The sequence below is a fragment of the Stratiformator vulcanicus genome (genome assembly GCF_007744515.1).
GTDB lineage: Bacteria > Planctomycetota > Planctomycetia > Planctomycetales > Planctomycetaceae > Stratiformator > Stratiformator vulcanicus.
Window position 1 is genome coordinate 1,215,509 of sequence record NZ_CP036268.1, and the last position, 17,362, is coordinate 1,232,870.

At 58.1% G+C, this 17,362-nt stretch carries 10 protein-coding genes; 2 read left to right on the forward strand and 8 right to left on the reverse strand.

Going from position 1 to position 17,362, the window contains the following annotated elements:
* Window positions 1-235 precede the first annotated feature (235 nt).
* Entirely contained in the window at window positions 236-1,603 is a 1,368-nt protein-coding gene (locus tag Pan189_RS04655; RefSeq protein WP_145362795.1) for a Gfo/Idh/MocA family protein, read from the reverse strand.
* A 316-nt stretch (window positions 1,604-1,919) separates the two neighbouring features.
* Between Pan189_RS04655 and Pan189_RS04660 the strand changes: the two genes are divergently transcribed.
* The gene (locus Pan189_RS04660) at window positions 1,920-5,504 is read left to right on the forward strand and encodes a [protein-PII] uridylyltransferase family protein (protein ID WP_310821084.1); all 3,585 of its coding nucleotides are present in this window, start codon (window positions 1,920-1,922) and stop codon (window positions 5,502-5,504) included.
* Between the two features lie 271 nt (window positions 5,505-5,775).
* Here Pan189_RS04660 and Pan189_RS04665 read toward each other — a convergent pair whose 3' ends face one another.
* The 7 genes from Pan189_RS04665 to Pan189_RS04695 all read right to left on the reverse strand — a co-directional run bounded on the left by Pan189_RS04665 (window position 5,776) and on the right by Pan189_RS04695 (window position 14,258).
* The gene (locus Pan189_RS04665) at window positions 5,776-6,993 is read right to left on the reverse strand and encodes a hypothetical protein (protein WP_145362797.1); all 1,218 of its coding nucleotides are present in this window, start codon (window positions 6,991-6,993) and stop codon (window positions 5,776-5,778) included.
* A 381-nt stretch (window positions 6,994-7,374) separates the two neighbouring features.
* Window positions 7,375-9,231: a hypothetical protein gene (locus Pan189_RS04670; protein ID WP_145362798.1), complete on the reverse strand. Its 1,857-nt coding sequence runs from the start codon at window positions 9,229-9,231 to the stop codon at window positions 7,375-7,377.
* A 180-nt stretch (window positions 9,232-9,411) separates the two neighbouring features.
* Window positions 9,412-10,083, reverse strand: a complete 672-nt coding sequence (locus tag Pan189_RS04675; protein ID WP_145362799.1) for a hypothetical protein — start codon at window positions 10,081-10,083, stop codon at window positions 9,412-9,414.
* Between the two features lie 10 nt (window positions 10,084-10,093).
* Complete coding sequence (locus tag Pan189_RS04680) at window positions 10,094-11,020, reverse strand: STAS domain-containing protein (RefSeq protein ID WP_145362800.1); 927 nt, start codon at window positions 11,018-11,020, stop codon at window positions 10,094-10,096.
* A 141-nt stretch (window positions 11,021-11,161) separates the two neighbouring features.
* Window positions 11,162-11,980 carry an inositol monophosphatase family protein gene (locus Pan189_RS04685; RefSeq protein WP_145362801.1) on the reverse strand — a complete coding sequence of 273 codons (819 nt, stop codon included), beginning with the start codon at window positions 11,978-11,980 and terminating at the stop codon, window positions 11,162-11,164.
* 116 nt (window positions 11,981-12,096) lie between these two features.
* The gene (locus tag Pan189_RS04690) at window positions 12,097-13,677 is read right to left on the reverse strand and encodes a DNRLRE domain-containing protein (protein WP_310821085.1); all 1,581 of its coding nucleotides are present in this window, start codon (window positions 13,675-13,677) and stop codon (window positions 12,097-12,099) included.
* A gap of 11 nt (window positions 13,678-13,688) precedes the next feature.
* A complete protein-coding gene (locus Pan189_RS04695) occupies window positions 13,689-14,258 on the reverse strand; it encodes a sigma-70 family RNA polymerase sigma factor (RefSeq protein WP_310821086.1) in 570 nt (189 codons plus the stop codon).
* 269 nt (window positions 14,259-14,527) lie between these two features.
* On the opposite strand from Pan189_RS04695, the gene Pan189_RS04700 reads away from it, so the two are divergent.
* Entirely contained in the window at window positions 14,528-17,338 is a 2,811-nt protein-coding gene (locus tag Pan189_RS04700) for a DUF1553 domain-containing protein (RefSeq protein ID WP_310821087.1), read from the forward strand.
* Window positions 17,339-17,362 lie beyond the last annotated feature (24 nt).

Genomic DNA, 17,362 nt, shown 5'->3' on the forward strand with positions numbered 1-17,362 from the left:
ATTAGCGCGACCGTTAAGGTTTCAAAACAGGGTTCCGATTACCCCGGTTGTGTGGCCCGATTGGCCCAATTCCGAAGCAACTCGATTGAAAAAATTTCAGAAAAATTGTCAGACCGACCAGTTGGCGAACGACTCCGCCGATGCGCAGCGAAAAGCCCACGGGCCTGAACCCGTGGGCTTTTATCAATTATTGCGGCGATCTCGGTCGCGGCCGGATCGAAACGACGGCTCAGAACTACAGCGTCCAGCCGTCGCGGTATTCGCGAGCAACCAGATCGTTCGCCGCGGACGAGTTAGTGCTGCGGAGGTTCTCCGAGTCCCATTCGACCGGTTCGCCGGCCCGCAGCGAAAGATTGCCGAGCAGGATCGTCTCGGTGAGTCGACCGCCGTAGGCAAAGTTCGACATCGCCAGGTCAGGCTTGCCTTCGCGAATCGCATTAGCGAGTTCGGTGAAGTGGCCCGGCGAGCGGGGCAGAGACTGTTCCGGCATTTTGTAGTCTTCAAACTTCGCCAGCGGAAGCAGTTCCCAGATCCCGCCGTAATCGTGCGGCGAGTAGAGTCGGCCTTCCGAACCGACCGTCAGCGAGCCGCTGTTGGAGACTTTCAGCGTCTTCTTCTTACCTGCATCTTCGCCGAGGATCATGTCGGCATCGGGCTTGCGACCGCCGTCGTACCAGTAGAGCTTGCAGGCGGGCAGCGTGCTGCCGTCGACACCGGTTCGCTCCGGGAACTGGAACGTGATCTTGCAATCCTTCGGATAGCTTTCGCCTTCGACGAGTCCTTCGGACTCGGCCACGAATGAAATGGGGTCGAACAGGTTAAGAGCCATGACCGGCATGTTCGCGGTGTGACAGGCCATGTCGCCTAAGGCTCCGGTGCCGAAGTCGAGCCAGCCCCGCCACTTGAACGGGTGATACGCCGGGTGATAAGGACGCTCCGGTGCCGGACCGAGGAACAGATCCCAATCAAGGTACGGCGGCGTCGGCGGAGTTTCGGTCGGCCGGCCCTTTCCTTGGGGCCATATCGGCCGGTTGGTCCACACATGCACTTCGGTCACATCACCGAGTGCACCGCTACGAATGACTTCGACGCCTTCCCGTAATCGCGTCACAGCCGTTCCCTGGTTACCCATCTGGGTACACAGGCCGGTTTCGGCGGCCAAATTCCGGAGGTGCCGTGCTTCGTGCACGCTCCATGTCAGCGGCTTCTGGCAGTAAACGTTCATGCCCTTCTTGAGCGCCATCGAGGCGGCCGGGGCGTGCGTGTGATCGGGCGTGCTGACGGTGACCCCGTCGACCTTGCCTTCCAGTTCGTCCAGCATTTCGCGGAAATCGCTGTACGTCTTTGCCTCCGGGTAACGCAGCGACTTCTTTTTCAGCGAGCGCTTATCGACGTCGCACAGGGCGACCACCTGTCCGTGCCGACCCGCATCGTCGGTATCGCTTGAGCCCTTGCCAGCAACGCCGATGCACGCGAACTGCAGTTCTTCGTTCGCGCTGCGAGGTTGGGTATCGTCGGCCAATGCCGAGGCGCCGACCCACCAAGCCGACGAGACGGCCGCGGAGGTCTTCATGAAGTCGCGGCGAGATCGTGACGTTGCCATCGTAGAGTGCTCCTCGAATTGAAACTGACTTGAGTAAAGGACAACGGGCGATCCGGTGGACCGACCGAGAGTTTCCCAAATCAGTCTACGGGGACCAATCGGCGTATGGCAATGCAATGATATGGGACGCGCAGTGATTCGGTCCCTACGAGCCGATGGACTTTTGCGGTAAGATAGGAAACGAGGCCGCGCGATTTCGCGCCGAATCTCAGCGCGTGCCCTCGCCACAAATCCCGCACATACTGACTGTTGGATGTCCCAGCACGCGCCGTCGCGTTCCCGGCCGAGCTCCATTTTCGACGATCGATCCGCTCGCATGTTTGCGACCGTGGGGTTCGCCGATCGGGAACGCGCTGCCCGGCGGCTCGAAGACCTGTGTGATGGCGATGAGGCGCGGGCCGAGCTGGCGCGCTGCCTGCCCGCGCTCTTAGTCGCGCTTTCCGAAGCGGCAACCCCCGACGGTTCCCTCGTCAATTTCGAACGTTACGTCCTTGCGGCGGTCGATCGCGCTGCGCTGTTTCGGTATCTGGCCGAGCATCCCAGAGCCGTCGAAATCCTCGTTCGGCTTTTCATCAACAGCCAGTTCCTCACGGAGATCCTGCTCCGCAATCCTAATTACCTCGAACGGCTGACCAACCACAAACGCATCGCCGACGTCAAATCGCGAGAGGAGTTTTACGCCGAGGCTTACCTGTCTTCAAAAGCCCATCCGCCTGGTCGCGAACGGTTCGACGCCCTGCGGCGCTATCAACATTGGGAGTTGCTGCGCATCGGCGCTGGTGACTCGTTCGGCCTGCTCGACTTGAAGACGGTGACGGTGCAACTGTCCCTTTTGGCCGACAGCCTCGTGCGAGCCTGTCTGACCACACTCGCCGAGCAGGACGACATTTCGACCGACGGGTTCTGCATCGTCGCCTTCGGCAAGTTGGGTGGCGAGGAACTCAATTACAGTTCCGATATCGACCTCGTGTTCCTCGCCGATGGCGACGCGACCCGGTTTTGGAGCCTCGGCCAGAAGTTGATCAAAGCTCTCATGGAGGCGACCGGCGAGGGCTTTCTTTATCGCGTCGACATGCGACTGCGGCCTTGGGGACGCTCCGGAGCGCTCGTCAACACGGTCGAATCGCACCTGAACTATCTGCACAAACATGGGCAAGCCTGGGAAAAGCAGGCCATGCTCAAGGCCCGCGTGATCGCCGGCGACGAACCGGTTGGACTGAAGTTTCTGTCCGGTGCCGAACCACTGATTTACAGACTCCAGCCGGACGAAATTCGCCTCTCGGTCCGCGAATCGAAAGAGAAGATCGAGGCGGAGTTGGAACGCAAAGGGCGACTGTGGGGTGAAGTCAAAAGTGGCGCCGGGTCGATCCGCGATATCGAATTCGTCGTGCAGTCGCTGCAACTGATCCACGGCCGCGACGTCCCGGGCGTCCGCAGCTTCAACACCGTTGATGCCCTGCGACGTCTGGCTGATTTCAGCCTGCTGCAAGCTGACGAATACCGCCAACTCGTCGGAGGCTACAACTTCTTGCGGACCGTGGAACACTCCATTCAACTCATGCACCACAAGCAGACGCACACGCTTCCGCAGGATCGGCGTGAACTGGCATACCTCGCCCGCCGGCTCGATTACCCCGATGCCGACAGCTTCCGAAACCACTACGAGAAACACGTCGAAACGATCCGCGCGATCTATCTCAGGTATGTCGGCGATGAATCAACCGGCGAACCTTCCGATGAGGTCGAAGCAACGCCGGGACTCGCCGATCACCTGTGGCGGACGGAGGACTCATACCGCCAGGTCTTCAGCGATGACGATCGCAAACTGCACGCCCGCATGATCCGCCGGCTCTCGACCGAAAACACCGTCGAAGTCGACGCGATTTTGCAGCCCGACGGCCGGTGGCGGGTGACGGTCGCCGGACTCAACAGCGTCGGCGACCTGTCGATGATCTGCGGACTACTGTTTGTCTACGGGTTTGACATCCTCAACGGGCATGTCTTCACCGATTCCCCCGTATCGGGCCGCCGCCCGGTTTCCGGCTTCAGCAAGGGCGAATTCGTCAACGTCTTTACGGTCACGCCGCCGCCCGAAGAAGTCACGCCGAACAAATGGATTCAATTCGAACAAGACCTTGAATCCTTCGTCGGACTGGTCGTCGGAAACCACCGCGCCGAAGCGCAAGGGCGACTCGCCAAACGCGTGGCCGAAGTCCTCCGCGAAGTGCGTGAAGACGCAACCGAAGAGGCGCTGCTGCCGGTCGAAATTGATATCGACAACGATGCGTCTGAACTCTTCACCGTGCTGCACATTCAGGCCGAAGACACCATCGGGTTCCTCTATGAACTAACCAACGCCCTCGCGATGTCGGGCTATGACGTCGGCCGCGTCATCGTTTCGACGACCGGCAACCGGGTCTTCGACACCTTGTACGTCACCGATCCGAACGGCCGAAAGATCACCGCCGAAGACGACCTTCGCCGACTCCGCGCCGCCGTCGTGCTAATTAAGAATTTCACGCACCTTTTGCCAAGGTCGCCCAATCCGGAAGCAGCCCTCATTCACTTTCGCGAACTCGTCGAACAACTGTTTCGCCAAGAGAACTGGCTCGATGACCTCGCCCGTTTAGAGCAGTCAAAAGTACTCGATGGTCTGGCCCGGCTACTGGGCATCAGCGATTTTTTATGGGAAGATTTTCTGCGGCTGCAATACGCCACCCTTTTGCCGGTTGTGACCGATATCGAGGGTTTGGCAGAAACGAAAGATCGCAACCGACTCGGCCGCGAACTGGCGGAGGTTCTTGATGAACCACTCGTCGGCAAAGGCTCTGCGCACGAGACTCTTAAGCGTCGGCTTAACGACTTTAAAGATCGTGAGATGTTCCGTGTCGACATGCGGCACATCTTGGGAAACATCGAAGAGTTCGGGCAGTTTTCGGACGAATTAACAGCGATTGCCGAAACCGTCGTCGACGCCGCCTACCGACTTGCCTTAAACGATCTTCATAGTCGCTACGGCACGCCGTGCTTGGAATCGGGTGAGGACTGTCCCCTCACGATCGCCGCGCTCGGCAAATGCGGCGGACGCGAACTCGGCTTTGCCTCCGACATCGAATTAATGTTCCTCTACGGCGGCGGGGGCCGTACCGACGGAGACGAATCGATCCGCAACAGCGAGTTCTTCACTCGCCTGATCGAACTGTTTAACAGCACGATCGAATCGCGGCAGGAAGGCATTTTTCAAGTCGACCTCCGACTGCGGCCTTACGGCCGAGCAGGCAGCCCGGCCGTGCCAGTTGATGCCTTCGAAACCTACTTTTCGCCCACCGGGCCGGCATGGCCCTTCGAGCGTCAGGCTCTCGTGAAATTCCGGCCGATCGCCGGCGATGTCGACTTCGGCTACACGCTGCTCGGGATTCGCGACCGGCTGATCTACACGGGCGAACCATTCGACGCCACCGCCATGCGGGCCATGCGCGAGAAGCAAGTCCGCCAACTCGTTCAAGCCGGAACCTTTAATGCAAAACTTAGCCCCGGCGGCTTAGTCGATACCGAATACCTCGTCCAAGGGCTGCAGATCACCCACGGCAGTTTCTTCCCGCCTGTTCGATCGACAAACACGCTCGAAGCCCTCTCCGCCCTCAGCGACGCCGGCATCGTTCCCGCTGCGGTCTATGAACGCCTCGTCGACGCCTATATTTTTCAACGCCGATTAATCGACGCCCTCCGCATGGTCCGGGGCAACGCCCGCGATTTAACGGTGCCGTCAGCGGCGGATGAAAAATTCGACTTCCTCGCCCGCCGCCTCGGCTACGGCAACTCCGTTACCGATCTCGCCAAAGACATCGAACGCCAAACCGCGGTGGTTCAAGAAATGGTCGGGCTGCTCGGGTTGCGTTGAGATAGCGATGGCCGTTCGTCGACAATCGAAAGATCGCCTCAATTGCCGGTCAATCAGATAATTGCTGCTTCACCAACTCGACCCGCACACGGTTCGTACGGCTCCCGTCATTAAGTAAGAGCGACATTTCGCCACCGTCGTCCAGCCATTTGGTTGAAAGCGGTATCGATTGGAATTCTGATTTCGGCCCTCCGAACTTCTCCTTCCTTAGCGGCGGCTTTGCGAGCTCGACGGCAGCCACGCCTTGGCAACAACAAGGCCATCCTGCGCCTTACTCTACTGCTCGCTCAGTAACATACTTTAGGGGGATTTTATTACTTCGTCGATCATCGATCAGAATCAGTTGTATTTCAATGTCGTCTTCCAACCAACCCGCCGGCTGGGCAATATTTGCGGTTTCAAGAATATCAACCTCTCTATCACCAACCAGCACGAAATCGGAACGAACTCGCCAAGAAGAGTCGCTGATCGAGTCATCCGGAAGACTAACCTGCTCAATGACTTCTTGTGTTCCGGTACGCAGCGCGATCCCTTTGACCTGCTCAGGCAATCCGGCCCATAACAAGACGATGGCGGGGTCTAGCTGCGGATGTCTTTTCGTCGAAAGCGCTTCGTCCGCAAATCCAATCGCACCAATCAGTCTGACCTCTGCCAGTAGGGTTTCTGGATTATCTCGGAGCTCGGGAATCATCGTTTTAATTCGTTTCGCCATCTGCAAGTCAGCTTCTGATCTCTGCGTCGATCCTCTCTTGCGAAAAAGGTGAGCAGCGTTCTCTAGCGAACTGAGTCGACTCTCCAGACTCCGGCTCGCCATCTTTGTCATTACCTCCTTAATTCTCGAATCAATTTCGCGATACTGCGATAACAGCCCCTGTTCGTTGTCATCAACCAAATAAACAGTAGCTCGGCTATCGCTCCCCGCAAGACTTACTATTGAAAGGTCCGTCGTCCATTGTTCGGAAGCAGTAATTGTAGGGATTCTGGACAGCGTGTCGGGAAAGACTTGGTTCGTTCGATCTTTCTCTTCAGAATTTTCGGCCCGCACCAATACTTTCAATAATCGGATGACTAATTGCGGTTCTTTCCTCCCGACATAGACCGTCCCGGCTGGAACCTTTTCACCGATTTTCGCTACGCTGACTACTTCTCCTCCGCCTTTCTTGCTGAAAAGCAATGCATGCTCTCTGGCGTCGCGCTCATGCATAGTCGTCAGAATATAGCCGCCGAAGGCCGACTTCCTTTCGTCCGAAATGGCAAATGCCAGGAAATCACCGGTCTGGATCCCGTTTTTCGCCCATTTTTCCAAGATTTTTGTTGCTTCTAAGTATTGATCCCGGCTTACGAAACTTTTTTCACTCAGACCTCCTTTCAATTTAGCGCAAAACTCTTTCACGCTTACGTCGGTTCGTAGCACCCCCTGCGGATCACCAGCCCCCGCTACGGAAAACGACACGGACAGGCAAATTGCAAGGCAAATAAGACTTTTCATAACGATCTCACGTATTTCGCGACAATGATTATAGTACGGGCCGTCAATCCAGTGCATTTCTTGCAATGTACAAGTTACTGGCAACCGTCTTTAATTGCTCTTGCCTTGCACTTGGCCAAATCATTTTCGCTGGGATGGCTCGCGCCTGGTGCGGGGCATCGTCCGCTATTTAAGGGTGCCGTCGACGGCGGATGAAAAATTCGAATTCCTCGCCCGCCGTCTCGGCTACGGCAACTCCGTTACAGATCTCGCCGAAGAAATCGTACGCCAAACCGCCCTCGTCCAGGAAATGGTCAGGGCTCGAATTGCGTTGAGATAAACGACGGCAATAGAGGTCTCATCAAGACCGTACGCTTCTGGAGGAGCATGATTGATATGAGACTACCTCCACGACAGCACTTTGAACACACCCTCGTGGTTTCGGGCGCGTTCGGTCACGCTAACGAGACGATCACGATAAATCGACATCACGACGGCGGCGGTGAAAAACGCACCTCCACCGATCATCAGGTAAACCGCCGTCGTTTGCAGTTGCTCGGGCAACTGAATGTGAAAAACCAGACTAAGCACATATGTCGCGAGGGCGACACCACCGGCCAATGTGGTGACCCGCACCCGCGTCATAAGACCTGCGGCAAGCAATAGCAGTCCGAAGACAAGTGGCGCAATCTCATGAGCAACCCTCCATGCGGTACCGACTTCGTCCGGTCGAAGCCTTGCATGAATCATTCCGATTAAGAGCGGCACGATGGTTAGCAATGATCCAACAGTGAACGCGTATGTCACTTTGACATCGCGCTCGTCCTCTCTTTCACGCGACCATCCGACATGGCCGAACAAAAGGTGGCCGACACCGATCAAAATGCTCAATACCTCCAACCGTTGATAAAGATTTAGTTCGCTGAAATTGTGCAATATGATTAATGAAAGGCCCACCTGTGAGGCGGCGGCTGCGATCAATGATTGCCGCCAGGCGACGTTCGTCGGGCAAAGACATCCAAGGCCCAGCACTCCGGCCATTGGTAGCAAGAATTTCAGAGTTGCCAGCGAAGCCTCATCGCCGATGAGTTGATCGACCGTGAAGACGGCAGAGGCAATCCCGGTGACAAGCATCAGAATGTTTCCGGTCAACGAAACGTCGCCAAAAACTTTATTGGACGACAGACCCAGCCGGCCGGCGACGGCCAATGCCAATCCGATGAGGCTGCTGAGGATAATGAAGAATTCGGCCGAGGTCGGAACGGCGAACATGTCGGCAAGAATTGCGGTGGCCCACAGCACATTCGCTGAGACCAACAGGGGCGTAAAGCGGTCGCGGACGACGGCCGCGTTCCGGTAGACCAGGGCGTAAATGCCCGACACCGCAATCAGGAGCGCCGCCAAGTTTAAGCGAGGGGCGTGACCAAACGTCGGCCAGTCGAATGTTATTAATCGCCCCGACTCCGCACTGTATGCCACATGTCCGATGTGGCAGGTCAGTAAGATCAGTTCGCCAAAGACAATCGCGATCAAGCCCGCGTTGGCGAACGCTCGGCCGAATGTGTGTCCGTCAGCCGAGGGATCTTCACGTGGAAAGAATCGGCCGGCATGAAGCGAAATCAGGCCCACAACCGTCAACAACGCGGGAGGCGCGATCAGGTCATAGAATTTTCCAATGCGCGGGTCGGCGAGAACTAGCAAACCGGTCATCGCGATACCACCGACCATGGCGTACGCAAAGTTGGGGTCGCGTATTAATCGGGCAGTGACCGCGTAGATGAGACAGATAATCGTCGCCGGAATCCACAATTGACCGCCCGCTTCGATCGCGATCAGATTTTGAGAATCGTAGAACCAGAGATTTAAAGGCATCACGGCTGATGCCAGCAGGGCAAGACCTCGACCGGCGGTCTCATAACGAGTCTTTCTGACGAGTCCGATGCCGGCAATAAGAACGACGAGATTGCCGAATCCGAGCGCGGTCGCAGCCACGGCGGGGTTGTCGAATATGCCAGAAGACCAAAGCCACAATACCAGCCCGAAAACGAGCAGCGATGCACCGACTCCCATGAGCCACTGGATGGTCCGGGGATCAAGAACGAAGTCGATAACTGTCCGTCGTTGGGGCGGCGAGACTTCTTCGGAGGAGTCTGACTCACCCGCATTGCGTCTCTGACGAGCGTGCTCCGCAAGAACGCGACTGGAATGTTCAGGCTGCTCGGTTTCCGGAGGTGAAGGTTGTTCTTCGGGACGGCTCATTGTTGATTCTCCGCAAACTGGTGGCATGACCGACTTCGAGAAATTCGATGTGATTTCTCAGGCCCATCCAACGAGTAATCGCAATTGATGGGCGGATGCGCCGCAGTTTACGGCCCCGGTCGATCACCGCGAAAAGAGCGGAAAGGTTTTTCAGGTCGAGCGCAGTGATAACCGGCGGGATCAGCGGCCCGTTTCGTAAAACCTGATCAATTCGGGGCTTTCGTCGAAGGTAATCGTCATTTCGGTAATACGTTCGGCCGCATCGAGGCGGAAAGAACTTCGGCATGCGAACGACCGCGTTCGGCCCGACTGCCGATGCCGGAGCCAAGGACAGGTTCGCACGACCACGAAATCGTCCTCTCGCTGCAGCAATTGAAACTCGTCCGGCGACGGGACATATTCGAAAAGCGAGAAGAACGTTTCGAAAAACCACTCCGGAGCACTTCGCCCGTCAACGGGCTCAAACTTCCGAAACAGAGGAAATTCTCCTTCCCCCACGCATTCCCAGATGGCATCAGGGCATTGCAGATGTTCGGCATCACGAATCGGCTCCAGCCCGCCCAGACGGGTCGCGACGATGAGCCTTTTATAGACGCCGCCGGGGTCGGTCAGGCCGTCGATTAATTGCAGCGGAGTAATCGCTCGATCGCGGCCGTGCCAGGGGACGGTTTCGTTTAAGATATCGGCGAGCAACACGACCGTGTTCCACGACGCATAGTTTTTTCGCGACCGCAGATATCTTAAGTGCCTCGCGTCTTCAAAGCCGAGCCGTTTCGCGAGGTCTTTATATTTAATTCCGGCGGCCTTGACGTAGTCGTCAACCACTTCGGAATTAAGGAATACATGATTCATGACATCGGAATTAAGCAGAAACCTCTGCCGATTCCGTGGCGGAGCCGGCTTCCGGTTCAGGCTCTGACTCTTCCTGAGAATCCGCCGGGGCATCGGTCGGCGTCGTCGATGGTTTAGCCGCATCCTCGGCCGGTGCGTTGCCGTCGAGCATTGCTTTCGCGGCTTCCAGCTCGTCCTGCACGCTGCGTTCAATCCCGGTATCGGTCGGCTGGTCGTATAGGAGCAGGCCGAGCATTCGACCGGCCGCCGACGACAGTTTGCGCTGGATCGGAGTCTTCGGCTCTTCTGCGTCAAGCTGCCGGCGGACCGATTTCGTGCGAGACGCCAGTGATTTCATCGCCTCATCCTTAACGGTCCCCGCAGGCTGATTCTTGACGCGGCGGTACTCCCTGAGAATCGATCGCATTTCGGAGTGCAACGCCCGCTCGGGTCGCAGGTCGATCATCGAAGCGGCGGACCAACCGAGCCACGCGATCACAATGATAGCGGGTATGGCAATCGCAATTTTTGCGATTCGACCGAATGCGATGCGAGAAGTTCGCTGCCCCAAAGACTCGTTCACAAGTTCGGAAGCGGCCTGGGAGCGAGACGGGTAGATCGGCCAGTGCGAATCGAGATTCATGATTCGCAGGCCCTTCATCATGTCGGGCGAGATTTCACACACGCCGCCGCGGCCCCCGTTCCGCTGAGCCTGTTCGAGCAGACCGTTGATGACGCCGATCATCTCGGAGCCGAAATAGTTCGACAGACTCAGGTCGACGATCACGTTCTTGTAGCGCCGCGACGCCAACAGTTGTTGAATCCGCTTCAACTCGACGGCGAAATCGACATTGCTGAAACCGGCCCGCTCACCTTTGGGGCTGATGACCAATGTGTCGCCTCGGGGCTCGACCATAAAGATCGAATGTGAGGCGGTCTCGTGCAGTGTGGCATCCATAGCGCGTCACTCAAGTAACTCGGTCGTTCCGGCGCGATCCGCTGCCGCAAAAGTGAATTGTCTCGTCAAAAATTCCGCGAAGCAATCGCCGACGCCACGCGCGGCTCAAACTTCATCACAAGTTCATTCTTCGTCGCAATTTCAATTCGCGTGGTCTGGAACCGCGACCGACCGCTGACCCGGTGTGGTGAGAGCGACCATGGTCTGATGCAGATGGCCGTTGCTCGCAAGCAGGCTCGTCTTCGCCAATGGTAGCGAATCGCCGGCGCAGTCGGTGACTTGGCCTCCCGCCTCTTCAAGTATTAAACGGGCGGCCGCAAAATCCCAAGGAGAAAGCTGGTACTCGAAGAATGCCCCGAACCGGCCCGCGGCGACGTGACAGATATCGAGGGCGGCGCTACCGATGCGGCGAATCCCGTGAATATTTTGACCGAACAGCGATTCGACCGTCGCCAAGGTCGCTCGCATCATGTCGCCGCGGTCGTAGTAGAAGCCGCAGCCGATGAGGACCTGATCGAGCCGCGTCTGACGACCGCAGTGAATTATTTCGGCGTTGCGGCGGGCTCCGCCGTCGCGTTCGGCTTCGAAACGCTCGTTAAGCGCCGGAGCGTCGACGACACCACAGATCGGTTGTCCCTGCTCGTAATACGCAATTGAACTGGCGAAATTCGGGAGCGCGTGTGCGAAGTTGTTGGTGCCGTCGAGGGGGTCGATGATCCAAAGGTGCTCCGCATCGATCGACCCGGACTCCTCCTCCTCACCGAGAATCGTGTGATCGGGAAACGACTCGCGGATGACCGCCGCGATCGTACGTTCGGCTTCGAGGTCGGCATCGGAGACCAGATCGTACGGGACTTCGTCGCCGCGTTTGGCCCGCATGCTCGTGCCGGTCGTGAAGTACTTCATCAGTACCTTCGCGGCGGCATTCGCGGCATTGTGAGCCGTGTCGATCGGACGCATCGGTGAGAACCTGCGGTGGGATTCGAAGGAGGAGTGCGCAGGCGCGCATCATGCCATCGCACCGGCAGCAACTCAACTCGATACCAAGCCGACCGCAATGCAGCCGCGGCGAGCGGTCAGCCGCCGGAATCGATCCGCAGCGACGGCGGCGCGATCGTCGGATGCCGATTCCCGGCAAAGCCGTGCACGATTGAACCGGGATCGTCGGCCGTCGCCAGTGTGTCACGCACAATAATCAGCGTGACCAATCCGTTCGTATCGGACTGCAAGAATTCCACCAGTTCGGGCGAACGCAGTTCTCGGACTCCGGCCGTTTCGTTGCTCGAAATCGTAAATTTTCCTACGGGCCGAACGAGTTTCGAATCGAGCGCGTTCCCCTCGGCGAGATTGGCCGGAGCATTTTGCCAGTCGACCGCATCGGCGTCCCAGTCGTCGCGGGTTTCATCAGTCAGCCCGTAAACGGTGAACTCGGCATTCGGACTCCGCGATGCGTAGCCGTAGCCAGTCGGAGCGAAGGAGAGGGTCAACGTCGCGGACGCGATTTCGTCTCCGGATACGTCACCCAAATCAAATCTCACGTATGGCTTGCGGCGATAGGTCTTACCGGCGGCACTCTTGCTGAGCATCAGTGTTGAAGAGTGGTGATCGACGGTACCCGGCGAGAAGATATATTCGGTCGCGCCGAGGCCGCGCCCCGAAGAGATGGTCACTTCCGAAGACGGCAAAGCCGGGTCATCGGATGCGGTTCCCGACTCACTTTCTGAGTCGAGCGGAAACGTCGCGACGGCACCGGCGCGGGCGAACCGTGCCCCGTTGCCCGCGGCGACGGCGGTTCGTGTATTTTGCCGCGTTGATTCGACCTCGACGAGCCCGTCGAAAACCTGAACGTCGGCGGCGTCACCACGCACGCTCAGGCCGAACTGCGTTCCGTAATCGATCACGCGGCCCGAGGCGGTCTCGACGACAAAGCCTTTGGCTGACTCGGGAACGGTGGCGACGAGCGCTCCCTCCTCCAGTCGACATTTCATCGGCGAGATCAACTCGATCCGGGCCGGGCCTTCGAGATCGATCGTCGCCCCCGAACGAAATTGCAATCGCGCCACGCCATCGATCAATGCGAGCGAACCGGCGGGAAGATCGGCACCGGCGGCGGTCGGCAGCGAACTGCTGTTCCAGCGGCAGTTTTCAGATGACACGAGACGGGCGACCGGTTGCGGACTCGCTTGTTGGTTGGCAGTGCCGGCGAATAGTCCCGCGATCAAACCGACGGCGATCGATCCGATCGATGCGATCAAGACGGCCCCCGGCAAAGACATCGCCTTCCGGACCGCAGACACCTGGCGACGCCGAGAAACTTCCGTCGGCTGCTGTTCGACAACAGAAGCAGTTTCAACGCGCTGCCCGTAAAAGCCTGCGTCGTCGGCAGTCGACTCTTGGCTCTCGCCTATATCGAAATTGCCGTTGTCGACGGCAGACGAACTTTCATTCGAACTGGCAAACTCCGACTTGAGCGCACCGTGAACATGCAATCGCTCTGCGAACAGGCGGCGGGCGGCCGCGTCGGTGTCGAGACGCTGCTCCAGCACGCCGGCTTCGGCTTCATGGAGCCCGCCGTCGAGGAGACGGTCGATCTGCTCGATGAGCAAGGTATCGCCATCGGCTCCCTCGTCTGGCGGCGAAATGACTTTGTCTGACATATCGATCGACCTCATATTTCCTTGGCGAGTGGATTGCGCCGCACGATTCGCTCAACGCATCCGGCCAACTGCGATCGCAGTCGGCTCAGCAATTTGTATACGGCGGCCGGTGTGCGGCCGCTGATCTCCGAAATCTCTTCGACCGATAGCCCGCGGCGATAACGCATCGCGATAATCTCCCGGCGATCGTCGGCCAGTTTGGCGAGGCATTCGGCAAGGGCGCCGGTGCGGTCTTCAAGACCGTCGGCGTTCTCCTCCCAAGCCCGCTCCGCCTGGGCGACCAGTTCATTCGACAACACAAGCGAGTCGCGCTTAGTCCGCTTGCGGTAAGCGAGAATCTGATGAAAAAGCACCTTGCGGGCCCAAGCCTGAAAGTTCGTTCCCAATTCAAATTGGTCGAAGCTCCGCCACATCACCAATTTGCCCTGCTGCAGCACGTCTTCGGCATCGGCACTACAATTGATTAGCGCGTGAACGTACGCCCCCAGCGACCGCTCATGGCGGGCCAGTTCAGCGATAAACTGCTCGGCGTTCGGAGATGCTGCTCGACCATCACTCGACATCGCGGAATCGTCCTCCATTCGGCGACTACTCACCCACTTCAGTGCGGAATCTGCTGAAATGGACGGTCGATCTCGTTGATTTCAGGGATTCCCCCAAAATCGTTGTCCAAACGGGCTGTCAGAGAGACTCAGGTAGAAGACGCGTCAACTATTGTTGATTTGTTCGCGGTATTTTCCGACCGTGAGAGCAAATAGGTCCCTCAGTGAGAGACGGAATGGAAACCGCCCGTTTCACAGCTCGATGCCGGAACCGGCTATCAGCAAGCATGATATGTCGATTCTTCGGTATGATCGCCACCGTTTGCGGCGGATTCGCGGCGGCATCAGCCGACGATTCGTCCGCAACGGCGCACTTCGAGAAATCGATTCGGCCGCTGCTGATCGCCAGGTGCATCGATTGCCACGGCCCTGATTCGCAGGATGGCGGCTTGCGACTCGACACTCGAGCTGGCTGGGTCAAAGGAGGCGACACGGGGACGCCGATCATCGTCGGAAAACCTGCTAGCAGTCTCCTCATGCGGGCGGTCGGTTATCAGGATATCGCCCTGCAGATGCCGCCGGACGGCCGACTGAAACCTTCTGAGATCGCCGCGCTGCGAAAATGGATTGCCGACGGAGCCATCGATCCGCGGGTTGATGATTCGGAGACTGTCGAAACGGTTCAAACGGCAGATGAGTTGCTCGATACTTTTTGGGCTTATCAGCCTGTATCGGAACCCGTTCCGCCCGAAGTCGCTTCCGATGAAAATGTGCGCCAAGCCGTCGACCGGTTCGTGCTGGCCCGACTCGAAGCGAAGGGACGACAATTCAACGCCGAAGCCGATGCCCACACGCTGGTGCGTCGGATCTACTTCGATCTGACCGGACTTCCCCCTTCGCCGGATGAACTCGATCACTGGGCGCCGCTCGTGAGCGACCCGGCTCAGTGGAAGCGTCTTGTCGATGAACTTCTGGATTCACGCCGCTTCGCCGAGCATTTCGCCCGCCGCTGGCTCGACGTCGTCCGCTACAGCGAGTCGGTCACGCTTCGCGGTTTCATTCTGAATGGGGCGTGGCGGTACCGCGATTCCGTCGTGGAGGCGTTTGATTCCGATCGCCCTTACGACCAATTCGTGAGGGATCACTTAGCTGGAGACTTAATTGCCGATGAGACCGAATCCCTCGGGGAACGTCGCCAGCGAATGGCCGCGGCGACCTTCTTGCTGCTCGGAAACACGAATTTCGAAGAGCAGAACAAGCGGCAGTTGGAGATGGATATCGTCGACGAGCAGCTTTCGGTGATGGGCACGGCCTTTCTGGGACAGACGATCGGCTGCGCCCGCTGCCACGATCACAAGTTCGATCCGATCTCGACGCGGGAGTATTACTCACTGGCGGGTATCCTCCACAACGCATTGCCGATGAAGCACGGCAACATTTCCGTGTGGGAACCCTCGGATTATCCGCTCGATGAACAGACCCAAGCCGAATTCGCGTCGGTGCGAAACCGACTCGATTCTGCAAAGAAAGAATTGAAAGCCGCTCGTGATCGGCTCGCCGCACTCTCCGATGATCCGGAGATTATCGCGGCAAATTCCCTGCCGGGCATCGTCGTCGATGACTCGGACGGAAACACCGGAATCGTCGGCGAATGGAAGCATTCGCGATACAGCAAGCGTTATATCGGCGTGGGATACCGGCAGGACGACAACGAAGGCCAGGGCACCAAGACGATTACCTTCACCCCGGACCTTCCCGGACCGGGCGAGTACGAGGTTCGCTTCGCCTACATTCCCGGTGGCGGTCGCGCGACGAATGTCCCCGTCACCCTGCTTCACGCCGCGGGGGAAACAACGATCCGGGTCGATCAGTCGAAGGTTCCCGATATTGATCAGCGATTTGTCAGCCTCGGCACGTTCCGTTTCGAAGACGGAAACCAAGGCTATGTCACTGTCGCGAACGAGGGCGCCAACGGTTTCGTCACCGCCGATGCCGTGCAGTACCTGCCGATCAACAGTGATCAGACCGAAGTCGAAATGGATGTTGATCGAACCGCCGAACAGGCGACCGCGAAGGCTGCCGTCGACGCCGCACAGGAGAAGGTCAATCAACTCGACGCGCGCTGGAGTGAGCGTCCGCAAATGTTGCTCCCGCGCGAGAAAAGTAAGATTAAAGACCTTCCGGTCCACGTGCGCGGCAGCGTGCACTTAAAAGGAGAGATCGTTCCCCGAGACGTCCCCCGCATCGGCGGACCTATCGATGTTTCAGCAGCGACGGATGAAGAAAGTGGCCGCCGGGAACTGGCCTACTGGCTCTCGTCGCCCGACAACCGGCTGACGTCGCGGGTCATGGTCAACCGCCTGTGGTTGTGGGTCTTCGGTGAAGGCATCGTCCGCTCGCCCAATAATTTCGGCTCGACAGGAAGGCTGCCGACGCATCCTGAATTGCTCGATCACCTCGCAAACCTCTTTGTCGAGCAGGGTTGGTCAACGAAATCGATCGTGCGGGAATTGGTCCTCTCGCAGGCCTACCGACAAGCCTCCGCGGCCCCGGCTTCGCTCACTGAAACTGACCCGGACAATCGACTGTGGGGTCGGGCCGAACGGAAACGCCTTCCCGCTGAGTCAATTCGCGACGCGATGCTCGCCGCAACCGGTGAACTGGACTTTGTCGACAGTCGTCCTACCCCCGACGTGAAGAGCGACTACGGATATGAGTTCAAAGCCAATGTCCGCAGCATGTACCTCCCGGTATTCCGAAATGAAGTACCCGATCTGTTCGCCGCGTTCGATTTTCCCGATCCGAGCATGTCAATCGGCCGTCGCGACGAAAGCGTCATCGCTCCGCAGGCTCTCTACCTGATGAATTCCCCGTTCGTGATTAAGCGGGCAGAGCGTTTGGCGGAATTAATAACGACGCAGGACGCCGCGGGCGAATCGGCCGAGCGTCAGCTCAATTTGCTCTATCGTCGACTGCTCAGCCGAGAGCCGACCGCCGCAGAACAAGAGCTTTCGCTCCAGGTCTTAAATCAGGCCGCTGGTGAAGACGAAGTGAAAAGAACATGGGGCCTGATTGCCCATGCGTTGCTCGCCTCACCCGACTTTCGTTATCTCGACTGAACCAAAAACTTCGACCGAGTTCGA